Here is a 12,720-nt window from a genome sequence, read left to right as displayed (position 1 = left end):
GCGTCCGGCCGGCTCACTCCGCGGCACTGAGCGGGCCGGGCTGCGCTCCGGTCCCCTCCTGCCCGGACGCCCCCGGCTCGTGTGCCGCCGCGGCGGGGGCCGAGTCGTTCTCGCTGCCCGCCGCGAGGACGGCCGCGTTGCTCGCGGCGACCTCGGGCACCCGCACCTTGACCACCCTGCGGTCGTAGGTCAGCAGCCCGTTCACCTCGTTCTCCACGTCGGTGAGCTGGGTGTAGACCGCGCCGGAGAGGCCGCGCTCACGCACGACCCGCTCCAGTTCCCCGCACAGTTCGACGTAGCGTTCGGTCAGCCGGTCGCGGTCCTCGGCCATTTCGTAGGCGTTCGGTTCCCCCGGCCACAGGTGCCCGTCGAGCGCGAGGCCGAGGCCGCCGTACTCGCCGTCGACAACGGCCCGCCCGTCCCGCACGGCGGGCGCGCCCGGACCGACGTAGGTGTGGTCGTCGTAGAGGTGGCCCGCACCCGTGTCCGGGTGCGAATGGCAACAGTTGACGCCGCTGGCGGCCACGACGAGCCGGGTCGGGTCCGCCGCGCTGACCCACTCGGTGACCCGTGCCGTGTCGTACTCGCCCCAGCCCTCGTTGAACACCACCCAGACCACGATCGAGGGCACGCTCGCGAGCTGCTCGACCATCGCCGCCAGCTCGGTCTCGAAGCGCTGCCGGGCCCGCGCCACGGGCGGCCGCTGCGGACCCGGCGGATTGTCCAGCACGACCGGCAGGGACGGCATGTCCTGCCAGACGAGCAGGCCCAGCCGGTCGGCCCAGTAGTACCAGCGGGCGCTTTCGACCTTGACGTGCTTGCGCACGCTGTTGAACCCGAGCGCCTTGGCCCGTTCCAGATCGAAGCGCAACGCCTCGTCGGTCGGGGCGGTGTAGCCGCCGTCCGGCCAGTAACCCTGGTCCAGCAGCGCGTGCAGGAAGGTGATCCGCCCGTTCAGCGCGACGCGCGGCCTGCCGTGCGCGTCGTCGACCAGCTCCACGGTGCGCAGGCCCGCGTAGCCGGTGACCTCGTCGAGCACCGCGCCCCCGCCGTCGAGCAGGCGCGCCGTGACGTCGTAGAGGTACGGATCGTCCGGGCTCCACAGGCGCGGCTCGGGCACGTCGACCCGGAACGGCCGGCCCGGCACACCCCGCACGGAGGCGACCGGCTCACCTCCCGGCTCGGACACCGCGACCTCCACCGCGTGCCCGCCGTCGGGTTCTCCCGGCGCGTCGACGTGGGCGAGGACGTCGAGGCCGTGCCAGTCGGGCGTCAGATCCAGCGCGGTGAGGTGCGCTTCGGGCACCGGTTCGAGCCAGACGGTCTGCCAGATCCCCGAACAGCCGGTGTAGAGGATGCCGCCGGGCTGATTGGCCTGTTTGCCGACGGGGAAGGTGCCCTTGTTGCCCTCGTCGTCGGCGCTCACGACGATCTCCTGCTCCGGATCGGCGCGCAGCGCGTCGGTGATGTCCACGGTGAACGCCGTGTAGCCGCCCTCGTGCCGGGCGACGTGCTGGCTGTTCACCCACACGGTGGCGATCTGGTCGACCGCGCCGAAGTGGAGCAGCACCCGCCCGCCGCGCCAGTCGTCGGGGATCTCGACCGTACGCCGGTACCACATGCGCTCGTCGGCGCGCCCGATTCCGGACAACGCGGACTCGGGCGGGAACGGCACCAGAATCGTTTGCGCGCGGTGCTCCGGCTCGGCCGCCCCGGCGCGCGGGTGCCCCACGTAGTCCCACAGCCCGTTGAGGCTGAGCCAGCGCGGACGCCGCATCCGGGGACGCGGGTACTCGGGCAACGGCTCGTCAGGGCCCGCCCGGTAGCTCCACGGCGTGGACAGCGAGTGAGGCGGCCTCGGCTCGGCCTGGGCGCGGATCGGTGTTCGGCTGTTCATCGTCTCCGATGCTGGCACACGAAACGGGACGGGTCGCGCGTTGCGAGCCGACCGGTGAGTAACCTCCAGCTATGCGCGTGCTGATGCTGTCCTGGGAGTACCCGCCGGTGGTGGTCGGGGGTCTGGCCCGGCACGTCCACGCGCTGGCACGGCACCTGGCCGCGGGCGGGCACGAGGTCGTGGTGCTGTGCAGGCACGTGGCGGGCACCGACGCCGAGACCCACCCGACCACCGACGAGGTTACCGACGGCGTACGGGTCATCCGGGTCGCCGAGGATCCCGCACACCTGACCTTCGAGCGTGATCTGGTGGCCTGGACCCTGGCGATGGGGCACGCGATGGTGCGCGCCGGGACGCACCTGCTGCGCGACTGGCGGCCCGACGTGGTGCACGCCCACGACTGGCTGGTCACCCACCCGGCGATCGCGCTCGCCGAGGCGGCGCGCGTACCGCTGGTGGGAACCGTGCACGCCACCGAGGCGGGCAGGCACTCCGGCTGGTTGTCTCATCCACTTAATCAACAGGTTCATTCGGTGGAGTGGTGGCTGGCGAACCGGGTGGACGCGCTCATCACCTGTTCGGACGCCATGCGGCGGGAGGTGGCGCACCTGTTCGAGGTCGCCGCCGAGGACATCATCGTCATCCACAACGGCATCGAGGAACGCACCTGGCGGGTCCGCGACGACCACGTGCGGCAGGCGCGGGCCACGCACAGTCCCGGTTCCGCGCCGCTGCTGCTCTACTTCGGCAGGCTGGAGTACGAGAAGGGCGTGCAGGACCTGCTGGCGGCACTGCCCGCGATCCGCGAGCGGCACCCCGGAACGCGGCTGGTCGTCGCGGGCGAGGGGCGACACCTCGACACCCTCACCGAGCAGGCCGGTGAGCTGGGCCTCGACGAGGTCGTGGACTTCGTCGGGCACCTGCCCGACACCGAGTTGCGCGCCATGCTCGCGGCGGCCGACGCGGTGGTGCTTCCCAGCCGGTACGAACCGTTCGGCATCGTCGCGCTGGAGGCCGCCGCCGCACGGGTGCCACTGGTGGCCTCGACCGCGGGCGGGCTCGGCGAACTCGTCGTCAACGGTGAGACGGGCCTGGCCTTCACCCCGGGCGACGTCGACGCCATCGTCAGCGCGGTGGACCGCGTGCTGGCCGACACGGACGCGGCCGCGCGCCGCGCCGACGCCGCCCGCTCCCGGCTGGCCACCGACTTCGACTGGGTCCGCATCGCCGAGCAGACCGCCGAGGTCTACCGCAGAACCCGCCACGCACCGCCGCACACTCCGGGCCGCCCCAAAATCGCCACCGGCAACGCCTTCGGCCCGTAACCACAACTCGCACGGGACTCCTCGCCCGAAAAGCCTCGAACACCGAACCGGATACGAGACCGCGCAGCGGCGCACGCGGACACCTCGACGGAACACGCGTTTTGCCGATTCGAAAGTTTTCGGTTTCTCGCGGCCCCACCGGAGGGTGTTCCGTTCCGAGAACTCCCTCGCCGCAACACTCGGAAGAACCATTGACTCTCGGCTTGACAGCCCATTATGCTAACGGCCGTGTTAGCGCTAACATCGAATGTTCGCCGCAATCGATGCGCCACACGGATTCAGCGGTGCGCCACACGTCGGCGCACCGCCCGTGTCAGGGGTGTCACGATCCGGGGAGAGAATCATGGGACTCAGCCGACGCCTTCGCGCTGCCGGTGTCAGCGTGCTCGCCTTCGGGCTCCTGTCGTCGACCTTCGTCGCCGAAGCCGGCGCCGACGACGCGACCTCAGCTTTCGAAGCCGGCCAGGCGCACGCGACATTCGACTGGACGTCCACACCACCGGTCATCACTCCGGACCGGGTCGATGGCCGCGACCTGATTTCGGCCAAGGACCCGACCGTGGTGCGGACCGGGGACACCTGGCACGTCTTCCACACGATGTTCGAGGCCGGAACGGGCTGGACCCTGGCCTACAGGAACTTCACCGACTGGGCGCAGGCGGACAACGCCACCCAGCACATGCTCGATCAGGGCCCGATCGGACCGGGATACCGTGCCGCGCCGCAAGTCTTCTACTTCGCGCCGCATGACCTGTGGTATCTCGTCTACCAGACCGGCGGCGGTGGATCGTACTCCACGACCCGAACGCTTTCCGATCCCTCTTCCTGGAGCCCGCCACAGAACTTCTACTCGTCAATGCCTCAGATCATCCGGGACAACATCGGCGACGGCCACTGGGTCGATTTCTGGACAATCTGCGACGAGGCACGATGCCATCTCTTCTCTTCTGACGACAACGGTCACCTCTACCGGTCCGAAACCACGGTGGAGAATTTCCCACACGGATTCGACGACTCGACGGTGATCGCCCTCGAAGACTCCAGATACCGCCTGTTCGAAGCCGCGAACATCTACCGTATCGGAGACACCGGCCAGTACCTTCTTCTCCACGAAGCCATCGGCGGCGACGGTCGGCGCTGGTTCCGCAGCTGGACCTCGTCCGACATCGCAGGCCCGTGGACCGCGCTCGCGGACGAGGAACACGATCCCTTCGCGCGTGCTACCAACGTCACCTTCCCGGGCGGGCGATGGACCGAGGACATCTCGCACGGTGAGATGATCCGCTCGGAAAACGACCAGTCGCTGACCATCGACCCCTGCGCGCACAACCAGTTCCTCTATCAGGGTGTGGACCCGGGTGCGGGCGGAGACTACGGGTTGCTCCCCTATCGCGTGGGGCTGCTCTTCCAGGCAGGCCCCGATCCGCTCGACCAGTTCTGCTGAGGAGGCAAGCATGAGCGGCGAGGCTCCCCGGGACAGCAGCGAGACCGCCCGGCCTGGCTCGACGCCGGGTGGCAGTGGGCCTGAGGGACTCCTGATCGCGGCGCTGTTCGGGGACCTGTCGCCGCACCCGTGGCGCGACCCCGCCGCCGCCTCCGAGGACCCGCACAGCCTGTTCGAGAAGCGGTCCCGGGCGATGGGGTGGCTCTCGGACCTGAGCACGGTGAGCACGGGCGGGACGGACCCGGCTACGGACCGCGCGACGGACACCGAGACGGGCGGGGTCGCCCCCGCGGGCTCGTGGAGCATGCACGAGGCCGGCCCGGAACTCCCGGGCCTGGGGCCGGACTCACCGTTGGCAGCCTGGTTCCAGGTGGGCATCGGCCCGGTCCCCGCCGACCGGCCGCTACCCGTGCAGCCGTTCCTGTGCTGCGCCGATGACGTGCTCTCTCGGTTCGGCGCTCTCACGCTCCGTGCCGTGCAGATGCTGCTGCCCGTGCACCAACTGCGCTCGACGCCACGCCGGGCCATGCTGCCCTCGCTGGACAGCATCGGGTGGTTCTCCGAGTGCGAGCCACGAGCACGCACCGAGGTGCGCCTCACGATGGACAGCGGCACGCGGCCGTCCATCCCGGCCATCGCTCCCGAACTGCTGCGCTCGCTCCGACGCGAGGAGCAGACACTCTTCGTGTGCGACTCCTATTCAGTGACCGACCACCCGGCCCTGGCGGAGCGATCGCCATTCAGTGACCACCACTGGAGTGGCCCGCCCCGCCACCGGGCCACCTTCCACGGCACCCTCGCCGAGTGGTCTCTGGACGCGGTGGGTTGGCTCGCCGCCTTCCTCGCCGACGCCACCGCCCGGGAAGACCTCACGGCCCCGGTGCTGCTCACCATCGGCAAGGCGGACCTTCCGCCCGGCTACCGGGGCACCTCGTCAGTGACTCCGCCCGCGCGACGGTGACGAGGAAGTCATGAGCGGTACCGCGCCCGGTAGCGGGCGTGCACGTCCGCGTCTGCCTCGTCCCGGGCCGCCTTGCGGGTGGCGGCGGCCGTTCCGTGGGCGTAGCCGTGCTTGGCCGCGCGATGCTCGCAGTTCTCGTCGGCGTAGGCCAGAGCGTAGAAGTAGCCCACCAGCACCGCCATCAGCGACAGCACCAGCCGCAACGCCAGCGGGCCGGGCAGCAGCAGCCACACCGCCGCCAGCGGCGCGATCAGCACCGTGCTCCGGGCCGCGTGCCGCCACAGGTAGCGCTTGCTGGTCACGTCGTGCAGCACCCACTCCCGGTGGCGCTCGGGCAGCCTGCCGCCTGCCGCATACCACAGCCACCGGGCCGGGCCGGGCCGCCGAATCGCCATGCGCGCAGCCTATCGCCCGGGCACGGGGCCCCGGCTGCGCGCGAGACCGCGATCACGCCCAGCCCGCCGCTCCTCCCACCAGGGAGAAGCGCTCTCGCGGACCGGAGTCGATCACCGGAGGCGAACCGGTTTACTGTGACCGGTCGCGTCCCGAGATCGTCCGTTCTGCCAGATTCGAGGCCATGCCCGCTCCCACCACGCGCCGCGACCTGTCCCTGTTCCTCACCGCCGCCCTCCGCAGACCCGGGCTCGTCGGCGCGGTGGCACCCAGCTCCGGCAGTCTCGGCGAACTGCTGACCGTCACCGTGCCCCGGCGGGGTCGTCCGACCGTGGTCGAGCTCGGCGCGGGCAGCGGCGCGGTGAGCCGGGTGGTCGGCGACCGGCTCCCCGCCGGGGGCAGGCACCTCGCCGTGGAGATCGACCCGGAGCTCGCGGCCCACCTGACCGACGGCTGTCCGGACCTCACCGTGCTCTGCGGCGACGCGGCGCGATTGCGCTCGATGCTCGGCACGGTCGAGGTGTCCCACGTGGACGCGGTGGTCAGCGGCCTGCCGTGGTCACTGTTCACCGAGGACACCCAGCGACGGGTGCTGGAGGAGGTCAGCGGTGCGCTCGCGCCCGGAGGCGGGTTCAGCACGTTCGCCTACCGCCACGCCGCCCGCCTGCCCGGTGCGCGACGGTTCCGCCATCTGCTCGACGAGTACTTCGACGAGGTCGTGGTGACGCGCACGGTGTGGCGCAACGTTCCGCCCGCCCAGGTCTACGTGTGCCGACGGCCGGTCGGGCACGACCCCGCGACCTGAGCACGTCGAACGGGCGGCCAGCTCGCCGGACCCGCCGCCTTTCATACTCGGCGGCACGGCGTGCCAGGCGACCCGCCGTGACAGGCCCCTTCCCCACCTCGTGGGCGGGGAAGGGGCCCGCACGGCTACCACGCACCACGCGTGGGGTCAGCGTGCCCCGGTCAGGTACCGGGCGTAGGCGGCGGTGGTGAAGAAGCTGGGCAGCTTCTCCCCCAACGCGGTCTCGATGAGGATCTCCCGCGCCTCACCGAGCCGGTTGCCCGCGCCCAGATCGGCGTGCACCGAGGCCAGTTCCTCGTCCAGCCATCCGGCCACCAGCTCCGCGGTGACGAGCGTGCCGTCGTCGAGCTTGGTGCCGTTGCGCACCCACTGCCACACCTGGCACCGCGCGATCTCGGCCGTGGCCGCGTCCTCCATCAGGTTGAAGATCGCCGCCGCGCCGGTCCCACGCAGCCAGGCGTCGAGGTAGCGCAGCGCGACGTTGAGGTTCGACCGGACACCGCGCTCGGTGACCTCGCCACCCGCACTGGCGACGTTGAGCAGGTCTTCGGCGGTGACCTCGACGTCCTCACGCGTCTTGCCGAGCTGGTTCGGCCAGCCGCCGAGCACGTCATCGAAGACCTCCCGGCACACGGGGACCAGACCGGGGTGGGCCACCCACGATCCGTCGAAGCCGTCGGCGGCCTCCCGCTCCTTGTCCTCGCGCACCTTGTCCAGCGCCGTGGCGTTCACCTCGGGGTCCCTGCTGGGCACGAAGGCGGCCATGCCGCCGATCGCGTGCGCCCCGCGCTTGTGGCAGGTGCGCACCAGCAGTTCCGTGTAGGCCCGCATGAACGGCACGGTCATCGTCACCTCCGCCCGGTCGGGCAGGACGTAGTCCGCGCCGCCCGAGGCGAAGGTCTTGATGATGCTGAAGATGTAGTCCCACCGGCCCGCGTTGAGCCCCGAGACGTGCTCGCGCAGCTCGTAGAGGATTTCGTCCATCTCGAACGCCGCGGTGATCGTCTCGATCAGCACGGTCGCCCGGATGCTCCCCTGCGGGATGCCGAGCTCGGCCTGGGCGTAGCGGAACACGTCGTTCCACAGCCGCGCCTCGTGGTGGCTTTCCAGCTTGGGCAGGTAGAAGTACGGTCCACTCCCCCGCGCCAGCAACTGGCGGGCGTTGTGGAAGAAGTACAGCCCGAAGTCGACGAGACTGGCCGACACGGGACGCCCGTCGATGCGGATGTGCTTCTCCACCAGGTGCCAGCCACGCGGACGCGCGACGATCGTCGCGGGCTCGTCGCCGATCGCGTAGTGCTTGCCCCGGTCGGTGAAGTCGAGGTTCCGCCGGATCGCGTCGTAGAGGCTGATCTGGCCCCGCACGACGTTGTCCCAGGTCGGCGACGTGGCGTCCTCGAAGTCGGCGAGCCACACCCGGGCACCGGAGTTCAACGCGTTGACCGCCGTCTTGGCCTCGGCAGGCCCGGTGATCTCCACCCGCCGGTCTTCGAGACCGGGTGCGGGCGGAGCCACGTGCCAGGTCTCGTCCGCGCGGATCGCGGCGGTCTCGGGCAGGAACCCGAGGGTCTCCTCGCCCGAGGCCAGCCGCTCCCGGCGGCGCCTGCGCGCGTCGAGCAGCTCCCTGCGCCGCCCCGCGAAGGCGTTGTCGAGCTTCGCGACGAACTCCAGCGCCCCCGGGGTGAGGATCTCGTCGAATCGCTCCCGCGTGGCACCGGCGACATCGAGCCGGCAGTTGAGCGTGTCAGCCATCTCGTCCCCTTCGAGCGGTTGTGGCGCTGTGCGGCCTACGAGGCCGTCAGAACTGCGCCTCTTCGGTGGAGCCCTTCAGGGCGGTCGTGGAGCTTTCCGGGTTCAGCGCGGTGCTGACCAGGTCGAACCAGCCGGTGCCCGCCTCGCGCTGGTGCTTGGTGGCGGTGTAACCCCGCTCCTCGGCGGCGAACTCCTTCTGCTGGAGATCCACGTAGGCGGTCATGTCGTTGGCGTCGTAGTTCTTCGCCAGGTCGAACATGGAGTAGTTCAGCGCGTGGAAACCGGCCAGCGTGATGAACTGGAACTTGTAGCCCATGGCGGCGAGCTCACGCTGGAACTTCGCGATGGTCGCGTCGTCGAGGTGCTTCTTCCAGTTGAACGACGGCGAGCAGTTGTAGGCCAGCATCTGGTTCGGGTACTCGGCCTTGATGGCCTCGGCGTACTTGCGGGCCACCTCAAGGTCCGGTTCGGAGGTCTCCATCCACAGCAGGTCGGCGTACTCGGCGTACGCCAGCCCACGGTCGATGCACGGCTCGATGCCGTTGGTGACCTCGTAGAAGCCCTCGGAGGTGCGGTTGCCGGTGAGGAACTTGTGGTCGCGCTCGTCGGCGTCGCTGGTCAGCAGCGTGGCGGCCTGCGCGTCGGTGCGGGCGACCACGATGGAGGGGACGTCGAGCACGTCGGCGGCCAGGCGGGCGGCGTTGAGCGTGCGCTCGTGCTGCTTGGTGGGGACGAGCACCTTGCCACCGAGGTGACCGCACTTCTTCTCGGAGGCGAGCTGGTCCTCCCAGTGCACCCCGGCGGCACCGGCGGCGATCATGCCCTTCATCAGCTCGAAGGCGTTGAGCGGGCCGCCGAAGCCTGCCTCGGCGTCGGCCACGATCGGCGCGTACCAGTCGGTGTCGGTGTTGCCCTCGGCCCAGTTGATCTGGTCGGCCCGGCCGAGCGCGTTGTTGATCCGGCGCACGACCGCGGGAACGGAGTTGGCCGGGTAGAGGCTCTGGTCGGGGTAGGTCTGCCCCGCGAGGTTGGCGTCGGCGGCGACCTGCCAGCCGGACAGGTAGATGGCCTTCAGGCCGGCGCGGACCTGCTGCACCGCCTGGTTGCCGGTCAGCGCGCCCAGCGCGTGGATGTAGTCCTCGTTGTGGAGCAGGTCCCACAGCTTCTCGGCGCCACGCCGCGCGAGGGTGTGCTCCTCGACCACGCTGCCCCGCAGCTTCACGACGTCGGCCGCGGAGTAGGACCGCTTCACGTCCGCCCAGCGGGGGTTGGTCTCCCAGTCCTTCGCCAGCTTGGCCGCTTCCTGCTCGAAGCGCGTCTCCGTGAACCCAGTCATCGTGTCTCTCCAACTTTGCGAACTTCGCGATTCCTCGCCTGCTAACGATGACCATGACATGTGCAGCGAAAACCGGGCTATAGCTCCAACTTGCCAAGTTGTGCCAATTTTCCCTAGGATCTTGTGAAGGTTGCGAACCCTGCCTTCGCAACGCCGGTCGATCCGCTCGGCTGGATCGGTACCGAACAGGAAAACCTCCGGAAGGGGCCGGTGCGGTGGACAAGACTTTCGCGGGAGCGCGCCTGCGGCATCTGCGGGAGAGCCGGTCGATGAGCCAGGCGGAACTCGCTCGGTTGCTCGACATCTCCCCCAGCTACCTCAACCAGATCGAGCACAACAGCCGCCCGCTGACCGTGCCGGTGCTCCTGCGCATCACCGAGGCGTTCGGCGTCGACGCCGAGTTCTTCGCCGACAACGACACCTCCCGGATCGTCGCCGACGTGCGCGAGGCGCTGCTGGACGAGTCGATCGGTGCGCACGTCTCCACCGGCGAGATCAACGACCTCGCCAAGAACCTTCCGTCGGTGGCCGAGGCGCTGGTGAAGCTGCACCGTAGCTACCGCAACGCCGTGGAGAGCACGGCGGCACTGGTCACCGAGGACGGCCGGGGCACCCACGGCAGCGCGGCGGCCGCGCTGCCGCACGAGGAGGTGCGCGACTTCTTCTACGAGCGCGAGAACTACGTCGCCGAACTCGACGAGCGCGCCGAGAGAATGTACCAGGAGCTGGGCCTGCGCCGGGACGAGATCCGCAACGGGCTGCGCGACCGGCTCACCTCCCACTACGGCGTCACCGTCACCAGCGAGGGTCTCGACGAGGCGCAGGGCGAGCAGCACCGCTACGAGCCGCAGGGCCGGGTGCTGAGGATGGCACCGAGCCTGCGCATCGGGCAGCAGGCGTTCCGCATGGCCTCGCAGATCGCCCTGCTCGAGTACGACGACCTGATCACCGAGATCGCCGACTCCTGGGCGTTCTCCGGCCCGGCCGCGCGCTCGCTGGCACGGGTCGGGCTGGCGAACTACTTCGCGGGAGCGCTCATCCTGCCCTACCGGCTCTTCCACGGCGCGGCCGAACGGTTCCGCTACGACATCGAGCTGCTCTGCGACCACTTCGGCGTCGGGTTCGAGACGGTGTGCCACCGGCTGTCGACCCTGCAACGCCCGAAGCTGCGCGGCATCCCGTTCTCGTTCGTGCGGGTCGACCGCGCGGGCAACATGTCGAAGCGCCAGTCGGCGGCCGGGTTCCACTTCTCCCGCGTCGGTGGCGCGTGCCCGCTGTGGGTGATCTACGAGGCGTTCACCTCGCCCGGCAAGATCTTCAGCCAGGTGGCGACCCTGCCGGACGGCAAGAGCTACTTCTGGGTCGCGCGCACGATCTCGCGCAACGTCGGCGGCTACGGCAGCCCCGGCAAGATCTTCTCGGTCGGCCTCGGCTGCGAACTCCGGCACGCCCACCGCCTGGTGTACTCCTCGGGGCTCAACCTGGACGACACCTCGGCGGCCACGCCGATCGGCATGGGATGCAAGGTCTGCGAACGCCCGGCCTGCCCCCAGCGCGCGTTCCCCACGATCGGTAAGCAGCTCACCGTGGACGAGAACACCAGCACCTTCGTGCCCTACCCGGCGGTGCCGAAGCCGGAGTCGTGAACGCCCGGCCGCCCGCGACCACGGGCAGTGACGCGCTGTTCCCTTCGGGTCCGCGTCGCCCCACCGCCCCGGCGGGTGGTTACTCGTCGCCGAGGGTCTTGCGCAGCGCCTCGTCGGCCTTGCGGGCCATGTCGCGCACCGCCTCGCGGCGCTGCGCGTCGGCCTCGTAGTCGGCCCTGCGGTCGCGCACCACCCTTGCCGGAGAACCGACGGCCACGCCGTAGTCGGCGACGTCACCGCGCACCACCGCGTGCGCGCCCAGCACGCACCCACGCCCCACGCGCGTGCCCCGCAACACCGAGACCTTCGTGCCGACCCACGTGTCCGGGCCGATCCGCACGGGCGCCTTGACGATGCCCTGGTCCTTGATCGGCAGGGTGATGTCGGCGGTGACGTGGTCGAAGTCGCAGATGTAGATCCAGTCGGCCAGCAGCGTCGCGTCACCGATCTCGATGTCGAGATAGCCGTTGACGACGTTCTGCCTGCCGAACACCACCTTGTCGCCGATCCGCAGTGACCCCTCGTGGCAGCGGATGGCGTTGCCGTCGCCGATGTGGACCCAGCGCCCGATCTCCATCCGCCCGTACCCGGGGCGGCAGTGGAGCTCGACGTCGCGGCCGAGAAACACCATGCCGCGCAGGATGACGTGCGGATTGGCCACGCGGAACTTGAGCAGCCGCCAGTACCGCACCAGGTACCACGGGGTGAAGGCCCGGTGGCGCAGCACCCAGCGCACCGAGTCGGCCGTGAGGAACCGCGCCTGCCGGGGGTCACGGCGGGCGCGCCGCCACGCCTGAAACCGGGTCAGCACCGGAGATCCCCACATCGACGTCATGGGCCGACCGTAACGTGTGACGTGCGACGTCGGCGCACGGGCGCCGACCGTGAACGGCGACGAAGGAGGCCGAGTGGGCACCCGACTGATCATCGACACCGACCCCGGCGTGGACGACGCCGTCGCGCTCGCGCTGGCCGCGCTCAGCGAGGACGTGGACCTGCTCGGCGTGACCACGGTGTTCGGCAACGTCGGGGTCGAGACCACGACCCGCAACGCGCGCCGTGTGCTGGCGCTGTGCGGCCGGCACGACGTTCCGGTGGCCGAGGGTGCGGCACGGCCACTGGTGCACCCCCGGCGGGTGCGGCCGGTGGACGCGCACGGCG

General features: G+C 70.3%; 11 protein-coding genes. 6 read left to right on the top strand and 5 right to left on the bottom strand.

Annotated features, from left to right (window positions below; all coding sequences use genetic code 11):
• Positions 1–13: 13 nt before the first annotated feature.
• Positions 14–1,897: a glycoside hydrolase family 2 protein gene (locus SACSA_RS22625; protein ID WP_157596826.1), complete on the bottom strand. Its 1,884-nt coding sequence runs from the start codon at positions 1,895–1,897 to the stop codon at positions 14–16.
• 71 nt (positions 1,898–1,968) lie between these two features.
• Between SACSA_RS22625 and SACSA_RS0111785 the strand changes: the two genes are divergently transcribed.
• The 3 genes from SACSA_RS0111785 (at position 1,969) to SACSA_RS0111775 (ending at position 5,627) form a co-directional block, all read left to right on the top strand.
• Positions 1,969–3,222, top strand: coding sequence for a glycosyltransferase family 4 protein (locus SACSA_RS0111785; RefSeq protein WP_019816102.1), 1,254 nt, complete (start codon positions 1,969–1,971; stop codon positions 3,220–3,222).
• A 343-nt stretch (positions 3,223–3,565) separates the two neighbouring features.
• On the top strand, positions 3,566–4,666 hold the full coding sequence (locus SACSA_RS0111780) for a non-reducing end alpha-L-arabinofuranosidase family hydrolase (protein WP_232212934.1): 1,101 nt from the start codon (positions 3,566–3,568) through the stop codon (positions 4,664–4,666).
• A 10-nt stretch (positions 4,667–4,676) separates the two neighbouring features.
• Entirely contained in the window at positions 4,677–5,627 is a 951-nt protein-coding gene (locus tag SACSA_RS0111775) for a hypothetical protein (protein ID WP_019816100.1), read from the top strand.
• An 8-nt stretch (positions 5,628–5,635) separates the two neighbouring features.
• On the opposite strand, the gene SACSA_RS0111770 is transcribed toward SACSA_RS0111775, so the two are convergent.
• Positions 5,636–6,022 carry a DUF5313 family protein gene (locus SACSA_RS0111770; RefSeq protein WP_019816099.1) on the bottom strand — a complete coding sequence of 129 codons (387 nt, stop codon included), beginning with the start codon at positions 6,020–6,022 and terminating at the stop codon, positions 5,636–5,638.
• A gap of 182 nt (positions 6,023–6,204) precedes the next feature.
• Here SACSA_RS0111770 and SACSA_RS0111765 point away from each other — a divergent pair, with 182 nt between their 5' ends.
• The gene (locus SACSA_RS0111765; RefSeq protein ID WP_019816096.1) at positions 6,205–6,825 is read left to right on the top strand and encodes a class I SAM-dependent methyltransferase; all 621 of its coding nucleotides are present in this window, start codon (positions 6,205–6,207) and stop codon (positions 6,823–6,825) included.
• A 147-nt stretch (positions 6,826–6,972) separates the two neighbouring features.
• On the opposite strand, the gene aceB is transcribed toward SACSA_RS0111765, so the two are convergent.
• Positions 6,973–8,577: a malate synthase A gene (aceB, locus tag SACSA_RS0111760; RefSeq protein ID WP_019816094.1), complete on the bottom strand. Its 1,605-nt coding sequence runs from the start codon at positions 8,575–8,577 to the stop codon at positions 6,973–6,975.
• 46 nt (positions 8,578–8,623) lie between these two features.
• Positions 8,624–9,913 (bottom strand): isocitrate lyase, encoded by a 1,290-nt coding sequence (aceA, locus tag SACSA_RS0111755; protein WP_019816092.1) that lies wholly within the window; start codon positions 9,911–9,913, stop codon positions 8,624–8,626.
• A 215-nt stretch (positions 9,914–10,128) separates the two neighbouring features.
• Here aceA and SACSA_RS0111750 point away from each other — a divergent pair, with 215 nt between their 5' ends.
• Positions 10,129–11,559: a short-chain fatty acyl-CoA regulator family protein gene (locus tag SACSA_RS0111750; protein WP_019816090.1), complete on the top strand. Its 1,431-nt coding sequence runs from the start codon at positions 10,129–10,131 to the stop codon at positions 11,557–11,559.
• Between the two features lie 79 nt (positions 11,560–11,638).
• Here SACSA_RS0111750 and SACSA_RS0111745 read toward each other — a convergent pair whose 3' ends face one another.
• Positions 11,639–12,394 (bottom strand): acyltransferase, encoded by a 756-nt coding sequence (locus SACSA_RS0111745; RefSeq protein WP_019816088.1) that lies wholly within the window; start codon positions 12,392–12,394, stop codon positions 11,639–11,641.
• 73 nt (positions 12,395–12,467) lie between these two features.
• Here SACSA_RS0111745 and SACSA_RS22620 point away from each other — a divergent pair.
• On the top strand, positions 12,468–12,720 hold a 253-nt coding region (locus SACSA_RS22620; protein WP_198009052.1), incomplete at its 3' end, for a nucleoside hydrolase.

The sequence above is a fragment of the Saccharomonospora saliphila YIM 90502 genome (genome assembly GCF_000383795.1).
GTDB classification, from domain to species: Bacteria; Actinomycetota; Actinomycetes; order Mycobacteriales; family Pseudonocardiaceae; genus Saccharomonospora; species Saccharomonospora saliphila.
This window is presented reverse-complemented; position numbering and strand designations above follow the sequence as displayed.

Bases quoted from the DNA above. Each gene is read 5' to 3' on its own strand.
- SACSA_RS0111765 (WP_019816096.1), top strand. From the start codon at position 6,205: ATGCCCGCTCCCACCACGCGCCGCGACCTGTCCCTGTTCCTCACCGCC.
- SACSA_RS0111780 (WP_232212934.1), top strand. From the start codon at position 3,566: ATGGGACTCAGCCGACGCCTTCGCGCTGCCGGTGTCAGCGTGCTCGCC.
- SACSA_RS0111770 (WP_019816099.1), bottom strand. From the start codon at position 6,022: ATGGCGATTCGGCGGCCCGGCCCGGCCCGGTGGCTGTGGTATGCGGCA.
- SACSA_RS0111775 (WP_019816100.1), top strand. From the start codon at position 4,677: ATGAGCGGCGAGGCTCCCCGGGACAGCAGCGAGACCGCCCGGCCTGGC.
- SACSA_RS0111745 (WP_019816088.1), bottom strand. From the start codon at position 12,394: ATGACGTCGATGTGGGGATCTCCGGTGCTGACCCGGTTTCAGGCGTGG.
- SACSA_RS22625 (WP_157596826.1), bottom strand. From the start codon at position 1,897: ATGAACAGCCGAACACCGATCCGCGCCCAGGCCGAGCCGAGGCCGCCT.
- SACSA_RS0111785 (WP_019816102.1), top strand. From the start codon at position 1,969: ATGCGCGTGCTGATGCTGTCCTGGGAGTACCCGCCGGTGGTGGTCGGG.
- aceB (WP_019816094.1), bottom strand. From the start codon at position 8,577: ATGGCTGACACGCTCAACTGCCGGCTCGATGTCGCCGGTGCCACGCGG.
- aceA (WP_019816092.1), bottom strand. From the start codon at position 9,913: ATGACTGGGTTCACGGAGACGCGCTTCGAGCAGGAAGCGGCCAAGCTG.